This is a genomic window from Serratia sp. OLAL2, assembly GCF_002752475.1.
GTDB classification, from domain to species: Bacteria; Pseudomonadota; Gammaproteobacteria; order Enterobacterales; family Enterobacteriaceae; genus Serratia; species Serratia bockelmannii.
This window is the reverse complement of record NZ_MSTL01000001.1, coordinates 191,872-209,788: the sequence shown is the minus strand read 5'-3', so window position 1 is coordinate 209,788 and position 17,917 is coordinate 191,872. Positions and strand designations below refer to the sequence as shown.

The following is a 17,917-nucleotide window of genomic DNA, read 5'->3' as shown; positions in this document are numbered from 1 at the left end:
GGGTTGCCCCCGAAGAATTAATACAGACGAGTGCGGCGTGCGTTTTCGCGAGCCAGTTTCTTCGCGTGACGTTTCACAGCAGAAGCTTTAGCGCGTTTACGTTCGGTAGTTGGTTTTTCATAAAACTCACGACGACGAACTTCAGCTAAAACACCCGCTTTTTCGCAAGAGCGTTTGAAACGACGCAGAGCAACGTCAAATGGCTCGTTTTCACGTACTTTAATTACCGGCATGTGCCTCTCACCTCAATAAAATTCGGTTTGCTGCTGGCCAAGCGCCAGCCTTTTCAAAATGGTGCGGAATTTTACTCCAATGGATGCTGCTTTGTAAAGCATCACAGCAAATTGAAACCCGCGTCGCTCTGCCGCAACGTGCGCATTTTTGCACCGGGCGCTGATTATAGACTAATCAGAAAAAAATGCTCGTATTTAATCGCTCGGGCATTTTCTGGATGAATCATCGACATAGGCGCAAGCCGGTGACAAGATGCGCCGCATCGGCGGTAAATGCGGCGGAATGTGGTAGACTGGCGGCCGCACGTGAATGATGGGAAATGTAATGCGAGTACTGGGTATAGAAACGTCCTGCGATGAAACCGGAATTGCAGTGTATGACGATCAAACCGGTTTGTTGGCCAACCAATTATACAGCCAGGTGAAGCTGCACGCCGACTACGGCGGCGTGGTGCCGGAACTGGCCTCCCGCGATCACGTGCGCAAAACCGTGCCGCTGATTCAGGCGGCGCTGAAAGAGGCCAACCTGACTCCGGCCGATATCGACGGCGTGGCTTATACCGCCGGGCCGGGCCTGGTAGGCGCGCTGCTGGTCGGCGCTACCGTCGGGCGTGCGCTGGCGTTCGCCTGGAACGTGCCGGCGGTGCCGGTACACCACATGGAAGGCCACTTGCTGGCGCCGATGCTGGAAGATAACCCGCCGGCGTTCCCGTTCGTCGCGCTGCTGGTCTCCGGTGGCCACACTCAGCTGATCAGCGTCACCGGCATCGGTGAGTATGCACTGCTGGGCGAGTCGATCGACGATGCCGCCGGCGAAGCGTTCGACAAAACCGCCAAGCTGCTCGGCCTGGATTATCCCGGCGGGCCGATGCTGTCGAAGATGGCGCAGCAGGGCACGGCGGGGCGTTTCACCTTCCCGCGGCCGATGACCGATCGTCCGGGGCTGGACTTCAGCTTCTCCGGGCTGAAAACCTTCGCCGCCAACACCATTCGCTCCAACGGCAACGACGATCAGACGCGTGCCGACATCGCCCGCGCCTTCGAGGATGCGGTGGTGGATACGCTGGCGATCAAATGCAAACGTGCCCTCGAGCAAACCGGCTTCAAACGCCTGGTGATGGCCGGCGGCGTGAGCGCCAACCGCACATTGCGTGCCAAGCTGGCGGAGATGATGCAGAAACGCGGCGGGGAAGTGTTCTATGCCCGCCCGGAATTTTGCACCGACAACGGCGCGATGATCGCCTATGCCGGCATGGTGCGGCTGAAGAGCGGCGCCAACCCGGAGCTGAGCGTTTCGGTGCGGCCGCGCTGGCCGCTGGCGGAACTGCCTGCGGTATAAAGCAAAGGGCCGGATAATCCGGCCCTTCTGTTATTCGTCTTCCGGCTGGTCGCCGTTATCCTCATCCGCGTCGTTTTTCTTCTTGCGGAACTTGCCCCAAATCTTGCCTTCCTGGCCGCGCCACAGGCGCTGGATATTGTCGTGATGCCGCATCAGGATCAGGCAGGAGAGCATCGCTACCGGGAAGGTGAACTGCGGTTTGAACCACCAGACGTAGAACGGGGCGATCAGCGCGCTGACGATGGCGCCGAGCGAAGAGTAGCCGCTGAGCAGCACCGTCAACAGCCAGGTGCCGGTCATCAGGCCGGTCAGATCCCAGCCGATAGGCGCGATGGCGCCAAACGCCGTCGCCACGCCTTTACCGCCGCGGAAGTGGAAGAACACCGGATAGATGTGCCCCAGACAGGCGGCGATCGCCGTCAGGCCGAGGTACAGCGGCGGTACATCGAGTTTGTAGGCCAGCCAGACCGGCAACATCCCTTTCAGAATATCGAACACCAGCACCGCCGCTGCCGCCAGCCGGCCGCCGATGCGCAGGACGTTGGTCGCCCCGGGATTTCCTGAGCCATGCTCACGCGGGTCCGGCAGCCTGGCGATCCGGCAAACCAGGATCGCGCTCGAAATCGAGCCGCACAGATACGCGAAGATAATCATGCCAAGCGCGGTAGCACTCATAACGCGGTTCCGTTTAATAATGGTCGTTTTACTCGCAACATCTATGGATAATACGCACATTCCGCTGGAAGTGGTATCCGGCAAGGCCAAAAACAGAGAATGACGTGATGGATATCGTATTTATTGAAGAGCTTACCGTAATTACCACCATTGGCGTTTATGAGTGGGAACAGGGCATTCGTCAGAAGCTGGTGTTCGATATCGAAATGGGCTGGGATAACCGGCCGGCCGCCGCCAGCGACGACGTAACTGACTGTCTGAGCTATGCCGACGTCAGCGATGCCGTGATCCAACACGTGGAGTCGAACCGCTTCGCCCTGGTGGAACGCGTGGCGGAGGAAATATCTGAAATTTTGCTTCAGCGCTTCAATTCCCCGTGGGTCCGTATTAAGGTCAGCAAACCGGGCGCTGTAGCACATGCCAATCGGGTCGGCGTGATCATTGAGCGCGGCACCCGTCCCGCATGATTTTATGTCATCTGCTTGCAACGAAAGACCGTTAAGCTGGTCTTAATCCTGAGAATTGTTTTAGCGGCATTGTCTTTAAGCACTGCCGCTTTTTTATGTGATAGCCGTTATTTTATAGGGTGAGCGAAGCACATGGCTGACATGCATTCACTGTTTATTGCGTTTGTTCTTGGGGTTGTCGAGGGGTTAACCGAATTTCTGCCGGTGTCTTCCACCGGGCATATGATTATCGTTGGCGAGTGGCTGGGCTTTACCGGCGACAAAGCCAAAACCTTTGAAGTCATCATCCAGCTGGGGTCGATCCTGGCCGTCGTCGTGATGTTCTGGCGCCGGCTGTTCGGCCTGATCGGCATCCATTTCGGCGGCAAGCCGGTGGAGCACGAGGGCAAAACCAGCGGTCAGCTGAAGTTGGGGCACATCCTGCTGGCGATGATCCCGGCGGTGGTGCTGGGCCTGGCCTTCCATGATTTCATCAAGTCGCTGTTCGCGCCGAAAAACGTGATGTACGCGTTGGTGGTCGGCGGCCTGCTGTTGCTGGCGGCGGAATGGCTGAAGCCGAAGAAACCGAGCGCGGAAGGGCTGGATGACATCACCTACCGCCAGGCGTTCATGATCGGCTGCTTCCAGTGTCTGGCGCTGTGGCCGGGCTTCTCCCGTTCGGGTTCCACTATCGCCGGCGGCATGCTGGTGGGCGTGAACCGCTATGCGGCGTCCGAATTCTCCTTCATCCTGGCGGTGCCGATGATGATTGGCGCCAGCGGCCTGGATCTGTACAAGAGCCTGCACTTCCTGACCTGGGGCGATCTGCCGATGTTCGCCGTCGGTTTCATTACAGCCTTCGTGGTGGCGCTGATTGCAATCAAGACCTTCCTGTCGCTGATCAAACGCATCTCGTTCGTGCCGTTCGCCATCTACCGCTTTATCGTGGCAGCCGTGGTTTATATGGTATTCCTGTAAGCCCGATACCAAGAAAAAACCCCGCTCTGCGGGGTTTTTTTATGCCTGATCGTTGATAATCGTTTGGCTGAGCTTCCAGTCGGCCAGCGCCTGCTGACGGCGGCGTTTGAGCTCGTCGCGGATCGCGGTGCCCTGCAGCCCGCTGGCCACCACTTCTTTAATCGATACCGCGTTCGCCACCTGATACGCCTGGCGCAGATAGTCGCCCTGCGGATAAGGATTCTCCTCAAAGCCGGTGCGGCCGCGCGCGTCCGCTTCGCTGGTCAGGATCATCTGCTCCAGCCTCTGGGGCTTGCGCCAGACGTCGATGGCGTCGAACAGCTTCAGCAGGGTCTCCGGCCGCAGCTTGTTCACGGTGTGGATCAAATCATGGTACTCGGCCACCAGCTTGCTCAGATCGCGCACCGGGTTAGGCACCCGCAGCCGCTGGCACAGCGCCTCGACCAGCCGTACGCCCGCCGGGCCGTGGCCGTGGTGATGCGGCCAGAACTCTTTTGGCGTCAACCCTTTGCCGAGGTCATGGCACAGGGTGGCGAAGCGCACGTCCACCTCCGGCGTGAGGCGGGCGGCGATCGCCAGCGCCATCAGCGTGTGCACGCCGGTGTCGATCTCCGGGTGCCACTTGGCGGGGGCCGGCACGCCGAACAGCGCGTCGATTTCCGGGAACAGCACCGCCAGCGCATCGCAGTCGCGCAGCACCTGAAAATAGACCTGCGGGCTCTGGCTTTGCAGCGCCTTTTCAGTTTCTTTCCAGACGCGTTCGGCGGTCAGCGCGGCCAGTTCACCGCCGTGCGCCATCCGGCGCATCAGGGCGAGCGTTTCGTCGGCGATGCGAAAACCCAGGTGGGCGAAGCGGGCGGTGAAGCGCGCCACGCGCAGTACGCGCAGCGGATCTTCGCCGAAGGCGTCGGAAACGTGGCGCAGCACGCGCGCCTGCAGATCGGCCACGCCGCCGTAAGGGTCAATCAGCTCCCCCTCGGCGGAACGGGCGATGGCGTTGATGGTCAGATCGCGCCGCAGCAGATCCTCCTCCAGCGTGACGTCCGGCGCGGCATAGCAGGTGAAACCGGTGTATCCCTGGCCGGATTTGCGCTCGGTGCGCGCCAGCGCGTACTCCTCGTGGGAGTCGGGGTTGAGGAACACCGGAAAATCTTTGCCGACCTGCTGGTAACCCAATGCCAGCAGCTCTGCCGGCGTGGCGCCCACCACCACCCAATCATGATCGACCACCGGAATATTGAGCAGGCTGTCGCGAACGGCGCCGCCGACCAGATAAATCTGCACTGTTGACTCCTGAATATCGTGTAAGGCTCTGTCTATCAGATTACATGAATTGACCGCGGGATGTCGGCGCCAATGAAAAGGGCGCCCGCAGGCGCCCATACTCAAACTGAACGATACTGAGATCAGTTCATCCAGCGATTGTTGTTCTTGCGACGCGGGATCAGGTGCGGCAACAGCAGACCCAACAGCAAACCGACGCCGGCAACGCCGCCGCCGTACATGAACCACTGCAGAATAATGGTGCGCTGCTTATCGTCGAGCTGCAGGTTAACGGCGTTGACCTTCTTCTGCGCGACCACCAGCTGGTTTTTCAGATCCTGGTTTTCCTTCTGCAGGCTGCTGATGGTGCTGTCGCTGCCCGCGACTTTTTCCTGCATTTCCGAGGTACGCTGGTTCCAGGTGTTATCGATGTTGGCCAGTTTGTCGGTCAGGGTTTTCACCTGCTGTTCCAGCTCGGGCACGCGGGTGCGCAGGCTTGGTGTCTGGCTGAGCTGATCGAGAGGGATCCAGGTGGTGCGGCCTTTGGGATCGCGGATCTGGCCGTAATTGGTGCTGTCGTTGACGCTCAGCAGGGTCACTTCTTCACCGGCGTTCAGAGTGCCGACAATACGGTACTGATTACCTGGGCCGCTATGGACATAAGTGCTTAACTCATCGGAGATATAGCGTTTATCTTCGGCATGTGCGGCCCAAGTGATGCTGAAGCTCAGCGCGGCAAGGAAAATCAGGCGTAATTTCTGCATTAGTTCATCGTTTCTGGGTGAATTTATGGAACGATAGTAGAGGGTTCAGTCTGACGACGCAACGCCAAAACCGGAATGAGAACTATCTTACTGTGGCTGATTCTGTGAGTTGCGCAGCGTTTTATAACGTAACAGGTTTTTTCTACAGTTAGCAGGGTTAAGGCGCCGGGAATCGCGGTAAGATAATGACAACTGTGCGTCAGTGGGCAGCATACGGCGGGCCGAGCGCGCCGCGCTGAAACCGACGCGAATGCGTAACTTATTGGTGTTAAAGAATTATGACCGTTGAAATTGAACTGAAATTCATCGCCGCGCCGCAAGCGGTGGCCGCTCTGCCACACTGGCTCGCCGCCTGGCCGCATCAGCATTCCGCGCCGCAAAAGCTGACCAACATTTACTTCGAAACGGCCGACAACTTCCTGCGTCGTCACGACATGGGGCTGCGCATTCGCGGTTTCGACGATCGCTATGAGATGACCATCAAAACCGCCGGTAAAGTGGTGGCCGGCCTGCACCAGCGCCCGGAATACAATGTCGCCATCGCCGAACCGCAGCTGGCGCTGGCGCAGTTTCCTGCCGACATCTGGCCGCAGGATTGCGATATCGCGGCGCTGCAGCAGGCGTTGCAACCGCTGTTCCGTACCGATTTTGTGCGTGAGAAGTGGGTGGTTACTTACGGCCAAAGTGAGATAGAGATTGGCCTGGATCAGGGTGAGGTGCGCGCCGGTGATCTCAGCGAAGCCCTGAGCGAGATAGAACTGGAGTTGCTGAAAGGCAACACCTCCGATCTGCTGGCATTGGCCGGTGAGCTGGCGGCGCACGATGGGCTGCGTCAGGGCAGCCTGAGCAAGGCGGCGCGTGGTTACCACCTGGCGACGGGCAATCCGCCGCGCGAGGTGCGCTCGTTGCAGGTGTTGAAGCCGGCGGCGAAGGCGACCGTGGAGCAGGGGATGATCGCCGCCTTCGAACTGGCGCTGAACCACTGGCAGTACCATGAAGAGCTGTGGCTGCGAGGCGACGCGCAGGCGCGCGGGGCGGTCATCGAAGCGGTCGGCACGATCCGCCAGGTGCTGGTGATCTTCGGCGGCCTGGTGCCGCGCAAGGCCAGCGCCGATCTGCGCGCCCGTCTGAGCGAACTCGAACCATTGTTGGCGGATAAAGCCGCGCAACCAGAGACCCTGTGCTACAGCACAGCTTACCTGCAATGTAAGTTGGCGCTCACATCATGGCTGGTGAGCGGCGCCTGGAGGCCGTTTATCGATGCCAAAGGGCAGACCAAGCTGGACGGTTCTTTCAAACGCTTTAGCGACATCATGCTGGGGCGCAGCGGCGCGGAGCTGAAAGAAGCCTTCAGCCGTACCCTGAACGAAGATGAATATCAGGAACAATTGCCGCGCCTGACGCGTCAGATTTCGGCGCTGATCCTGCTGTCGGGCGCTTACCCCGACGAGCAGACCGGGCCTTATATCGACGCCTGGCGCGAGTTGCAGGCGGCGCTGAGCGAGCGCCGCCAGGGCTGGTATGAAGCCAGCCGCAAACAGGCCTTATCGCATGCGCCATTCTGGTTAAACGGCGCGCTTCGTTAATCCAGTCGGCCCGCCAGCCGTGGGTCGCAGAACGGGTCATACACTATGTCGCCACTTTCAGCCGCGTTACAGGCTCAGGCACAGCAGGTTGTGCAGCGTTTTCAGGAAGTTCACGGCGCGGACAGCGCCTTTAGCGAGCAGGAGCAGTGGGTGCTGGCGTCGAGCGACTTCGTCAGCGACGCGCTGCTCGCCCAGCCGGCCTGGCTCGCGACGCTGCGCGAGCAGCCGCCGGCGCCCGGCGAGTGGCAACACTATGCCGCCTGGCTGCAGGACGAGCTGGAAGAGGTGCGTGACGAAGCGCAGCTGATGCGCACGCTGCGTCTGTTTCGCCGCGAGACGCTGGTGCGTATCGCCTGGGCGCAGGCGCAGGGGCTGTGTTCGACCGAAGAAACGCTGCTGCAGCTGAGCGGGCTGGCGGAGACGCTGATCGTCAGCGCACGCGACTGGCTGTACCAAACCTGCTGCCGCGAGTGGGGCACGCCGTGCAACGCCGCTGGCGAACCGCAGCCGCTGCTGATCCTCGGCATGGGCAAGCTGGGCGGCGGCGAGCTGAATTTCTCGTCGGATATCGATCTGATCTTCGCCTACCCGGAAAACGGCCAGACCCAGGGCGGAAGGCGCGAGTTGGACAATGCCCAGTTCTTCACCCGCCTCGGCCAGCGGCTGATCAAGGCGCTGGATCAACAGACCATCGACGGCTTCGTCTATCGCGTCGACATGCGGCTGCGGCCGTTCGGCGACAGCGGCCCGTTGGTGATGAGCTTCGCGGCGCTGGAAGATTATTATCAGGAGCAGGGGCGCGACTGGGAGCGCTATGCGATGGTGAAGGCGCGCCTGATGGGCGGGGCGGAAGACGCCTACAGCCAGGAGCTGCGCAAAACCCTGCGGCCGTTCGTGTTCCGCCGCTACATCGATTTCAGCGTCATCCAGTCGCTGCGCAACATGAAGGGCATGATCGCCCGTGAAGTACGGCGTCGCGGCCTGAAGGACAACATCAAGCTGGGCGCCGGCGGCATTCGCGAAATCGAATTCATTACCCAGGTATTCCAGCTGATCCGCGGCGGCCGCGAGCCGGCGCTGCAGGGGCGTTCGCTGCTGCCGACGCTGCAGGCGGTGGGTGAGCTGGGGCTGCTGGAGGCCGAGCAGGTACGGGCGCTGAGCGCCGCCTACCTGTTCCTGCGGCGGTTGGAGAACTTGCTGCAGGCGATCGGCGATCAGCAAACCCAGACGCTGCCGCAGGAGGCACTCGATCAGGCGCGGTTGGCCTACGGTATGGGATTGGCGGATTGGCCGGCGCTGATGGCGGCGCTGGACGCGCACATGCAGGCGGTGCGCGCGGTGTTCGACGACCTGATCGGCGACGATAGCCCGGATGTCGGCGAAGATCCCGATTACCAGCACTACCACAGCCTGTGGCAGGACGCGCTGGAGGAGAACGAGCTGGCGCCGCTGACGCCGCACCTCGATGAAGAGGGGCGCCGACAGATGCTGCGCACCATCGCCGATTTTCGTCACGACGTCGACAAGCGCACCATCGGCCCGCGCGGCCGCGACGTGCTCGATCAGCTGATGCCGCGCCTGCTGGCGGAGGTATGCCCGCGGCAGGACGCGCCGACCGCGTTGGTGCGGCTGGCGCAGCTGCTGCTCAGCATCGTCACCCGCACCACCTACCTCGAATTGTTGGTGGAGTACCACGCGGCGCTCAGCCATCTGATCCGCCTGTGCGCCGCGTCGCCGATGGTTGCCAACCAGCTGTCGCGTTACCCGCTGCTGCTGGACGAGCTGCTGGATCCGGCCACGCTGTATCAGCCGGTGGCGCTGGACGCCTACCGCAGCGAACTGCGCCAGTATCTGCTGCGGGTGCCGGAAGACGACGAAGAGCAAAAGCTGGAGGCGCTGCGTCAGTTCAAACAGGCACAGCAGCTGCGCATCGCCGCGGCGGATATCGCCGGCGCGCTGCCGGTGATGAAAGTGAGCGATCACCTGACTTATTTGGCGGAGGCGATCATCGACGCGGTGGTGCAACAGGCCTGGAGCGACATGGTGGCGCGCTACGGCCAGCCGACCCATCTGCAGGAACGCGAAGGGCGCGGCTTTGCGGTGATCGGCTACGGCAAGCTGGGCGGCTGGGAGCTGGGGTACAGTTCCGACCTCGATCTGGTGTTCTTGTTGGATTGCCCGCCGGAAGTGATGACCGACGGCGATCGCTGCATCGACGGCCGTCAGTTCTACCTGCGGCTGGCACAGCGGGTGATGCATCTGTTCAGCACCCGCACCTCCTCCGGCATTCTGTATGAGGTTGACGCGCGTCTGCGGCCTTCCGGTGCGGCGGGGATGCTGGTCAGCACCGTCGAAGCGTTCGCCGACTACCAGCAAAACGAAGCCTGGACCTGGGAGCATCAGGCCCTGGTGCGCGCGCGCATCGTGCATGGCGATCCGGCGCTGCATCAGCAGTTTGACGCAATCCGGCGCGAGATCCTGTGCAAAACGCGCGATGCGCAGACCCTGAAGCGCGAAGTGCGCGAGATGCGCGAAAAGATGCGCAACCATCTCGGCAGCAAGCAGCGCGATCTGTTTGATATCAAAACCGATGAGGGCGGCATAACCGACATCGAATTTATCGCCCAATATCTGGTCTTACGCTATGCGCCGGGTGAACCGCGCCTGACGCGTTGGTCGGACAACGTGCGCATCTTCGAGCTGATGGCCAATTACGACATCATGCCGGAAGAGGAAGCGCGCGCGCTGACCCAGGCCTATGTCACCATGCGCGACGAGATCCACCACCTGGCGCTGCAGGAACATTCCGGCAAGGTCGGCAGCGGGCTGTTTGCCGCCGAGCGCGAACAGGTACGCGCCAGCTGGGCCAAATGGCTGGATTAATACCTTTTTGCGGGTATTCCGGCGGTCTGTGGTAATATCTGCGCCACTAAAATTTTGTTCTTTTTTGGAGTTATCGGATGAAAGTTACGCTGCCTGATTTTCGCCGCGCCGGTGTGCTGGTGGTCGGTGACGTCATGTTGGATCGCTATTGGTATGGGCCGACCAGCCGCATTTCACCGGAAGCCCCGGTGCCGGTGGTCAAGGTCGATACCATCGAAGAGCGTCCCGGCGGCGCGGCTAACGTGGCGATGAACATCGCTTCGCTGGGCGCCACTTCCCGTCTGGTGGGCCTGACCGGCATCGACGATGCGGCGCGGGCGCTGAGCGCCAAGCTGAATGAAGTCAACGTGCGCTGCGACTTCGTCTCGGTGCCGACCCATCCGACCATCACCAAGCTGCGCGTGCTGTCCCGCAACCAGCAACTGATCCGTCTCGACTTCGAAGAAGGCTTCTCCAACGTTGATCCACAGCCGATGCTGGAGCGTATTCAGCAGGCGCTGCCGCAGATCGGCGCGCTGGTGCTGTCCGATTACGCCAAGGGCGCGCTCAGCCAGGTGCAGGGCATGATCCAACTGGCGCGCGCCGCCAAGGTGCCGGTGCTGATCGATCCGAAAGGATCTGATTTCGAGCGCTATCGCGGCGCGACGCTGCTGACGCCGAACCTGTCCGAGTTCGAAGCGGTGGTGGGCCACTGCAAGGATGAAGCGGAACTGGTGGAACGCGGTATGAAGCTGGTGGCGGATTTCGAGCTGTCGGCGCTGCTGGTTACCCGTTCAGAACACGGCATGACGCTGTTGCAGCCGGGCGTTGAACCGCTGCACTTGCCGACCCAGGCGCAGGAAGTGTTTGATGTGACCGGCGCCGGCGACACCGTGATCGGTGTGCTGGCCGCCTCGCTGGCCGCCGGTAACTCGCTGGAAGAGTCCTGTTTCCTGGCCAACGCTGCCGCCGGCGTGGTGGTGGGCAAGCTCGGTACCTCCACCGTGTCACCGATCGAGCTGGAAAACGCGGTGCGTGGCCGCGCCGAAACCGGTTTTGGCGTGATGACCGAAGCGCAGTTGAAGCATGCCGTCGCGCAGGCGCGTCAGCGCGGCGAAAAAGTGGTGATGACCAACGGCATCTTCGACATTTTGCATGCCGGCCACGTCTCTTATCTGGCCAACGCCCGCAAGCTGGGCGATCGCCTGATCGTGGCGGTGAACAGCGATGCGTCGACCAAGCGCCTGAAAGGGGAAACACGCCCGGTCAACGCGCTGGAGAACCGCATGATTGTACTGGGCGCGCTGGAAGCGGTGGATTGGGTGGTGCCGTTCGAAGAGGACACGCCGCAGCGCTTGATCGCCGACATTCTGCCGGATCTGCTGGTGAAAGGCGGCGATTACAAACCGGAAGAGATTGCCGGCAGTGCGGAAGTGTGGGCCAACGGCGGCGATGTCAAAGTGTTGAACTTTGAAGACGGCCTGTCGACCACCAACATCATCAAAGCGATTAAAGACGGGCGCGGCTAACGCCGGGTAATCTAAAGAACAAGGGCGCGCGGTTCATACAGGTGCGCGCCCTTGGCGGAAATTATTCGTCTTCCTGCTTGGCTGCCGGCGCCGTGCTCAGTTTGCTTTCCAGCTCGGCCATGCGCTGTTCCAACAGCGCCAGCTTCTCGCGGGTGCGCAACAGCACCTGAGTCTGCACGTCGAACTCTTCGCGGTTAACCAAATCCAGGCGGGTCAACTGCGATTGCAGGACCTGACGGATTTTTTTCTCAACGTCTTCCCCGAATTCACGAACGCCTTTAGGCATGGACTCATGAACCTGGCGTGCGATTTGTTCGATTTTTTTCGGGTCAATCATGGCGTATCCCTTTCAGAGTTTAATAGCTGCCGCTTAGTGTAATGCGAGTTGCCCGCCGGATAAACACCATTAAGCGCATTCGCCGCGCGTGGCCGAATTGTGCTTTTGCCAATTGCCCTGTCTATCCATTAGCGTTATAGTCATCTTGCTTATTCTCAGGGCGGGGTGAAAGTCCCCACCGGCGGTAAATCACCTTCTACGGTGAAAGCCCGCGAGCGCTCAGCCAGCCTGTAAAGGCCGGTTAGAGGTCAGCAGATCCGGTGTAATTCCGGGGCCGACGGTTATAGTCCGGATGGGAGAGAGTAACGGTATCTGCCGGGCATGCGCCCGCTTGCGTTATTTTTTTAGCTATTGCTAGCTACTCCTCAAGATCGCCCTGGTTCTGGTAATCCATAATTTTTAATGAGGTTTTTTACCATGAATCAGACGCTACTTTCAGACTTCGGCACGCCGACAGAACGCGTTGAACGCGCGATTGACGCACTGCGCAACGGGCGCGGCGTAATGGTGCTCGATGATGAAAATCGTGAAAACGAAGGTGACATGATCTTCGCCGCGGAAACCATGACCGTTGAGCAGATGGCGCTGACCATCCGCCACGGCAGCGGTATCGTGTGCCTGTGCATCACCGAAGAACGCCGTCAGCAGCTTGAGCTGCCGATGATGGTGACCAACAACTCCAGCCAGTTCCAGACCGCCTTCACCGTGACCATCGAAGCGGCGCAGGGCGTGACCACCGGGGTTTCCGCTTCCGATCGCCTGACCACCATCCGCGCGGCGGTGGCAGACAGCGCCAAGCCGAGCGACCTGAACCGTCCGGGCCACGTGTTCCCGCTGCGTGCGCAGCCGGGCGGCGTGCTGAGCCGTCGCGGCCACACCGAAGCAACCATCGATCTGGTCTCCATGGCCGGTTTCAAACCTGCCGGCGTACTGTGTGAACTGACCAATGACGACGGCAGCATGGCGCATGCGCCGGAAGTGATTACCTTCGCCAAACAGCACGACATGGTAGTGCTGACCATCGAAGATCTGGTGGCCTACCGCCAGGCGCACGAGAAAAAAGCCAGCTGATAGCCGGCCGCTTTCAACGATAAAAAAGCCGCGTAACGCGGCTTTTTTTGTGGCTACCGCTTTGACAGGCGTTCGCCGATGCGGCTGGCGTAATTCATCACGTGGAAGGTGTAGTTCTCCTCAACCGTACCCTGGAACAGATGCGCCCAGGGGCCGATGGCGTAGATGCCGAGATCTTCCCCGCCGTGCGTCTCGCTTTTCAGCGGCACCAGTGCCGGCTGAATAAAGTCGGGCGCGGTGGTTTGCTCCATGGTCAATGCCGGGCGCTCGGTCAGCGGGATCGCGCCGCCGGGGCCGTTGGCGAAACCGAGGGTGGTGTAGGGCTTGCCGTCGCTGCCCAGCCGAGGTTTATCGTCGACGCCGACGGAAATGCCGAGGATAGGATTGCCGCGCTTGGCATAGCCGGCGATGGTCAGCGTGTGGCTGTGATCGCCGGTCACGATCACCAGCGTTTCGTCCAGGTTGACCTTGCCGACGATGGTTTTCACCGCCTCGTTCAGGGCGACCGCGTCGCTCAGCGTGCGGTAGGCGTTGCCGTTATGGCTGCCGTGATCGACGCGCCCGCCTTCTACCAGCAACAGATAGCCTTCGGGATTCCTGGCCAGAATATCGATGGCCTTGCCGGTCATCTCTGCCAGTGAAGGTTCTCCCGCCGCGTCTTGCCGTCGATCGTGCTCGAAGTTCATGTGTGATGGCTCGAACAGGGCCAACAGATGGTCGACCTTACCCGGCTCGATTTTATCGAACTGTGCCTGATTCCATACGTATTGCCCACGCTCGCCGTAGCGCTGCAGCCAGGCCTGCGTCAGGTCGCGACCATCCTTTCTGGCGCCTGTTTTGCTGGGATATTCCGGATCGCTCACGCTGTCGGGCAGGAAGTTGGCGCGCCCACCGCCCATCGCCACGTTCAGGCCGTTGCCGTATTTCATTTCCACCAGCTGGCGCGCGATGTCGCGGCAGCCTGCGGCCAGGGCGTCCGCCGGCATTTTGGCGTCAGACTCCCAGTCGCGGTTGGCGATATGGGCATAGGTGGCGCCCGGCGTGGCGTGGGTAATGGTCGCGGTTGTCACGGCGCCGGTGGCCATGCCGAGCGTTGCGGCCATCTCCCAGAGCGTGGTGACGGCCTTGGTTTGCTGATCCTCGCAATTGTTGAGGGTGGCCGTATGGTTGAGGCCCATCAGATCGTTGATGGTTTTGACGCCGGTGGTCATTGCCACCGCGCTGGGCGCGGAGTCGGTGATTTGGGCGTCGGCGGAATAGGTTTTGGCCGCCGCCAAATAGGGGAAGGCTTCCCAGGCCAGCACGTTGGACTCGCCATCCACGCCGCGCTGCTGCCCTTCAAAAATGCGGGCGGCGGTCACGGTGGAAAATCCCATGCCGTCACCGACCACCAGAATGACGTTTTTGGCGCGGTTGGTGTTTGGCGTCTGCTTCAGCCGCTGTTGCAGCTGGGCTTGCGCCTGAAGGAAGTAAGGGTCTTCGCGCTGCGTCAGCGGCGCGTTGTCCACCGCGCCGGCGGCGACTGCCCCCGTGGCGAACAAGGTCATGGAAAGCGCCAGGCGGGTTGCCAGTGTGAGTCTGAACATGAATTCCTCCTTGGTGAGACGTGATTCCCGTAGCGCCGACGGGCTGCCAACACCCTGTCGACTGAAGGAGGAGTGTATAGATCGCGTTAACAAAGAGTACATAAATTGTTCACAAATTAGATCTGTGTGGCAGTAATGCCATGGTATTCACGTTGATTATTAATTATTTGAAAAATATGCATTTTTTAACTTTTTGTTTGCCAGTCTATTTTTCCGGCTTTTATTTCAAATTTATTGAATATCTTCATCACGGTTATCCGGCTGTGTTGATGCGTCAAAGCGCGTAATGTAGCGGCATAGCACAATTTGAACTGAGGATCCCACTATGAACACCTCTCGTATGCCGGCACTGTTTCTTGGCCACGGTAGCCCGATGAACGTGCTGGAAGACAACCGTTACACCCGGGCATGGCGTGCGTTGGGTGAGTCATTGCCGCGGCCGAAGGCGATCGTGGCGGTTTCTGCGCATTGGTATACCCGTGGCACTGCGGTCACTGCGATGGAAAAGCCCAAAACCATTCACGACTTCGGCGGGTTCCCGCAGGCGCTGTTTGATACCCGTTATCCGGCGCCGGGCTCTCCCGCGCTGGCCACGCAGCTGCAGCACATTCTGGCGCCGGTGCCGGTGACGGCCGATCTCGGTGAGTGGGGGTTGGATCACGGTACTTGGGGCGTATTGATCAAGATGTATCCCAATGCCGATATCCCGGTGGTGCAGCTCAGCGTCGACGGCACGCAGCCGGCAGCCTATCACTATGAGCTGGGTCGTAAACTGGCGGCGCTGCGGGATGAGGGTGTGATGATCGTCGCCAGCGGCAACGTGGTACACAACCTGCGCATGGTGAAATGGCAGGGCGATACCAGCGCCTACCCGTGGGCGGAATCGTTCAATAACTTTGTCCGGGATAACCTGCGCTATCGAGGCGACAACCACCCGCTGGTGGATTTCATGCGCCATGAGGGCGCGGCGTTGTCGAATCCGACGCCGGAACACTATCTGCCATTGCTGTACGTGCTTGGCGGCTGGGATGGAAAAGAGGCCATCAGCGTGCCGATCGACGGTATCGAAATGGGGGCGCTGAGCATGCTGTCGGTGCAGGTGGGGTAAAGAAAAAACGCCAGTCAGAGACTGGCGTTTTGTCTTCAGCGGGGTGATCAGCCGAGGATGGTGTGCGGATAGAAGCGCGACAGATCCTGCGTGATCAGCTCGCGATCTTCGCGCAGGCCGATGCCGCAGGGTTGATCGTTCACCAGCCAGCTGCCGATCAGCGTGTAGCTGTCTTCGAACTTTGGCAGCGGATGGAACTGCTGCACGATCATGCCCTCTTCGCCGTATGGCCCATCGACGCGCGCCACTTCCTGACCGTTTTCGACGATCTGGATATTGGCGCCTTCGCGTGAGAACAGCGGTTTGGTGACGTAATGATCCATCGGCGGATGATCGTCTTGCGCGAAATAAGCCGGCAACAGGTTAGGGTGGTTAGGGAACATTTCCCACAGCAGCGGCAGCAGCGCCTTGTTGGAGATGATGCTCTTCCAGGCCGGCTCCAGCCAACGCACGCCGGCGTCTTCCAGCTTGGTGGAGAACATCTCGCGCAGCATGAATTCCCACGGGTAGAGCTTGAACAGGTTGCCGATCACCTGATCCTGCAGATCGGTAAACTGGCCTTTCTCGCCAAGACCAATCTCTTCCATGAACAGGAACTCGGTCGGCAGACCGGCTTCCTGCGCGCAGTCCTGCAGATATTGCACCGTGCCGCGATCTTCTTCGCTGTCCTGGCAGCAGGCCAGGTGCAACAGGCCGAAGCCGTGATGCGCTTTCAGCTCGGCGAAACGCTCGATCAGCTTCTCCTGCAGGCTGTTGTACTGATCCGATTCCGGATCCAGCTTGCCGGCGTTGATCTGGTCTTCCAGCCACAGCCACTGGAAGAAGGCCGCCTCATACAGCGAGGTTGGCGTATCGGCGTTGTTCTCCAGCAGCTTCGGCGGGTTGACGCCGTCGTAGGCCAGATCGAGACGCGAATACAGCGACGGCTGGTTGGTGCGCCAGGAGCTGCGCACGAACTCCCAGGTGTGTTTCGGAATGCAGAACTTGGCCATCAGCTCATCGCTGCCGACCACCTTTTCCACCACCTGCAGGCACATCTGGTGCAGCTCGGCGGTGGCGTTTTCGATCTCTTCAATCTGCGCCAGCGTGAACTGGTAATAGGCGTCTTCACACCAGTACGGCTCGCCGTACATGGTGTGGAAACGGAAACCGAACTCGGTCGCTTTTTCACGCCAGTCCGGGCGCTCGGTAATAGCAATACGTTTCATGCATCAACCGCCCATGCTGCGAGAGCCGGAGTTGGAAGTGGCGCTGCTGCGCTGCATGCTGGTCTGCTTGGCCACGGTCTCGCCGAAACCACCGCGGGTCACGGTGTTGGTGACCGCAGGCTTTGGCGCCATGGCGGTTTTCGGCACCGTCATGGTGCGGCCGCCGGCGGTGGCCGGGCCGTAGCTCTTGCCGCTGGCGTCGACAAACTTGCCGTTCGCCGGGCTGGCGGCGTTCTTGGAAGTGAACAGTGGCTGCTGCGCGAAGCCGGAACCGCCCATCAGGCGGCCCATCATGTAGCCCGCCATCAGCGGCATCCAGAAGCTGCCGCTGCTTTGCGATTCCGCCGCCATGCCGGCCTGTGCCGGCGCCTGGGTGCACTGCGCTTCGCCGAACTCGGCGACGCAGTCTTCGCGGGTGGCGTATTTCGGCGCGGTTTTCGCCGCTTCTTGCAGGGCGTTGTTGTAGGAGGTGGTGCACTGCTCGCTCATCGAAGGATTGGCGCGCGAACAGTCATCGGCATTCTGATACAGGGAGACCGTTTCATCGCTCTTCTCGCAGCCGGCCAGCATAAAGACGGCGCTGATCGCCAAGGCCACGGGCGCGACACGGTAGCTGCGCCAGGATTTGCGGAACGTCTCTTGGTTGATGTTTTTTGTCCGTTTCATCGTTATCAATCCCATCATGCGGGCTGTTTTCGCCCTTTCCCAGTAGTGGCGCTAAGGATAGGGGAAACATGGTCAAAATTAAAGCTGAAACGCCCGTAGAATCCACTCTTTACGCAGTTATACGTTGGGGTGTGCGCCAGTTCGCTTTCGCGGCGAAAAAACGCGCGTTGGCGTTTCATCATGAAACGTTATCGCTATGATGATGTTCCATAATGGAACAAAAATCGCGAAGCTCGCCAGGCGGGTGGCAGGCGCTCATAGTCGAA

16 protein-coding genes and 1 riboswitch are annotated in these 17,917 nt (G+C 60.4%); of the genes, 8 read left to right on the top strand and 8 right to left on the bottom strand.

Annotated elements, in window-relative coordinates:
* Positions 1 to 17: 17 nt before the first annotated feature.
* Positions 18 to 233, bottom strand: a complete 216-nt coding sequence (rpsU, locus tag BVU99_RS00985; protein ID WP_001144069.1) for a 30S ribosomal protein S21 — start codon at positions 231 to 233, stop codon at positions 18 to 20.
* A 325-nt stretch (positions 234 to 558) separates the two neighbouring features.
* Here rpsU and tsaD point away from each other — a divergent pair, with 325 nt between their 5' ends.
* Positions 559 to 1,572 (top strand): tRNA (adenosine(37)-N6)-threonylcarbamoyltransferase complex transferase subunit TsaD, encoded by a 1,014-nt coding sequence (gene tsaD, locus BVU99_RS00980; protein ID WP_025304324.1) that lies wholly within the window; start codon positions 559 to 561, stop codon positions 1,570 to 1,572.
* A 30-nt stretch (positions 1,573 to 1,602) separates the two neighbouring features.
* Here the strand turns inward: tsaD and plsY are convergent, their stop codons facing one another.
* The gene (gene plsY / locus BVU99_RS00975; RefSeq protein WP_144334731.1) at positions 1,603 to 2,247 is read right to left on the bottom strand and encodes a glycerol-3-phosphate 1-O-acyltransferase PlsY; all 645 of its coding nucleotides are present in this window, start codon (positions 2,245 to 2,247) and stop codon (positions 1,603 to 1,605) included.
* A 107-nt stretch (positions 2,248 to 2,354) separates the two neighbouring features.
* Here plsY and folB point away from each other — a divergent pair, with 107 nt between their 5' ends.
* A complete protein-coding gene (gene folB, locus BVU99_RS00970; protein WP_004937203.1) occupies positions 2,355 to 2,714 on the top strand; it encodes a bifunctional dihydroneopterin aldolase/7,8-dihydroneopterin epimerase in 360 nt (119 codons plus the stop codon).
* 132 nt (positions 2,715 to 2,846) lie between these two features.
* Positions 2,847 to 3,671, top strand: coding sequence for an undecaprenyl-diphosphate phosphatase (gene bacA / locus BVU99_RS00965; RefSeq protein ID WP_025160107.1), 825 nt, complete (start codon positions 2,847 to 2,849; stop codon positions 3,669 to 3,671).
* Between the two features lie 39 nt (positions 3,672 to 3,710).
* On the opposite strand, the gene BVU99_RS00960 is transcribed toward bacA, so the two are convergent.
* Together BVU99_RS00960 and BVU99_RS00955 are read right to left on the bottom strand one after the other, a co-directional pair.
* Positions 3,711 to 4,955 carry a multifunctional CCA addition/repair protein gene (locus BVU99_RS00960; RefSeq protein ID WP_099816633.1) on the bottom strand — a complete coding sequence of 415 codons (1,245 nt, stop codon included), beginning with the start codon at positions 4,953 to 4,955 and terminating at the stop codon, positions 3,711 to 3,713.
* 122 nt (positions 4,956 to 5,077) lie between these two features.
* A complete protein-coding gene (locus tag BVU99_RS00955; protein WP_016930153.1) occupies positions 5,078 to 5,698 on the bottom strand; it encodes a TIGR04211 family SH3 domain-containing protein in 621 nt (206 codons plus the stop codon).
* 278 nt (positions 5,699 to 5,976) lie between these two features.
* Between BVU99_RS00955 and BVU99_RS00950 the strand changes: the two genes are divergently transcribed.
* The 3 genes from BVU99_RS00950 (at position 5,977) to hldE (ending at position 11,675) form a co-directional block, all read left to right on the top strand.
* Entirely contained in the window at positions 5,977 to 7,284 is a 1,308-nt protein-coding gene (locus tag BVU99_RS00950) for an inorganic triphosphatase (RefSeq protein ID WP_099816632.1), read from the top strand.
* A 45-nt stretch (positions 7,285 to 7,329) separates the two neighbouring features.
* Positions 7,330 to 10,167: a bifunctional [glutamate--ammonia ligase]-adenylyl-L-tyrosine phosphorylase/[glutamate--ammonia-ligase] adenylyltransferase gene (gene glnE, locus BVU99_RS00945; protein WP_049208361.1), complete on the top strand. Its 2,838-nt coding sequence runs from the start codon at positions 7,330 to 7,332 to the stop codon at positions 10,165 to 10,167.
* Between the two features lie 77 nt (positions 10,168 to 10,244).
* Complete coding sequence (gene hldE, locus BVU99_RS00940; RefSeq protein ID WP_019453075.1) at positions 10,245 to 11,675, top strand: bifunctional D-glycero-beta-D-manno-heptose-7-phosphate kinase/D-glycero-beta-D-manno-heptose 1-phosphate adenylyltransferase HldE; 1,431 nt, start codon at positions 10,245 to 10,247, stop codon at positions 11,673 to 11,675.
* A 61-nt stretch (positions 11,676 to 11,736) separates the two neighbouring features.
* Here hldE and BVU99_RS00935 read toward each other — a convergent pair whose 3' ends face one another.
* Entirely contained in the window at positions 11,737 to 12,012 is a 276-nt protein-coding gene (locus BVU99_RS00935) for an accessory factor UbiK family protein (protein ID WP_025304319.1), read from the bottom strand.
* Positions 12,013 to 12,159: 147 nt separating this feature from the next.
* A riboswitch (FMN riboswitch) is annotated at positions 12,160 to 12,320 on the top strand.
* Positions 12,321 to 12,429: 109 nt separating this feature from the next.
* On the opposite strand from BVU99_RS00935, the gene ribB reads away from it, so the two are divergent.
* Positions 12,430 to 13,083: a 3,4-dihydroxy-2-butanone-4-phosphate synthase gene (gene ribB, locus BVU99_RS00930; RefSeq protein ID WP_004937218.1), complete on the top strand. Its 654-nt coding sequence runs from the start codon at positions 12,430 to 12,432 to the stop codon at positions 13,081 to 13,083.
* A gap of 53 nt (positions 13,084 to 13,136) precedes the next feature.
* On the opposite strand, the gene BVU99_RS00925 is transcribed toward ribB, so the two are convergent.
* Entirely contained in the window at positions 13,137 to 14,669 is a 1,533-nt protein-coding gene (locus BVU99_RS00925) for an alkaline phosphatase (RefSeq protein ID WP_099816631.1), read from the bottom strand.
* Between the two features lie 325 nt (positions 14,670 to 14,994).
* On the opposite strand from BVU99_RS00925, the gene ygiD reads away from it, so the two are divergent.
* Complete coding sequence (gene ygiD, locus BVU99_RS00920; RefSeq protein ID WP_025304317.1) at positions 14,995 to 15,777, top strand: 4,5-DOPA dioxygenase extradiol; 783 nt, start codon at positions 14,995 to 14,997, stop codon at positions 15,775 to 15,777.
* A gap of 47 nt (positions 15,778 to 15,824) precedes the next feature.
* Here ygiD and BVU99_RS00915 read toward each other — a convergent pair whose 3' ends face one another.
* Both BVU99_RS00915 and BVU99_RS00910 read right to left on the bottom strand, forming a co-directional pair.
* A complete protein-coding gene (locus BVU99_RS00915; RefSeq protein WP_025304316.1) occupies positions 15,825 to 16,985 on the bottom strand; it encodes a glutathionylspermidine synthase family protein in 1,161 nt (386 codons plus the stop codon).
* A 3-nt stretch (positions 16,986 to 16,988) separates the two neighbouring features.
* A complete protein-coding gene (locus BVU99_RS00910) occupies positions 16,989 to 17,651 on the bottom strand; it encodes a DUF1190 family protein (protein ID WP_025304315.1) in 663 nt (220 codons plus the stop codon).
* Positions 17,652 to 17,917 lie beyond the last annotated feature (266 nt).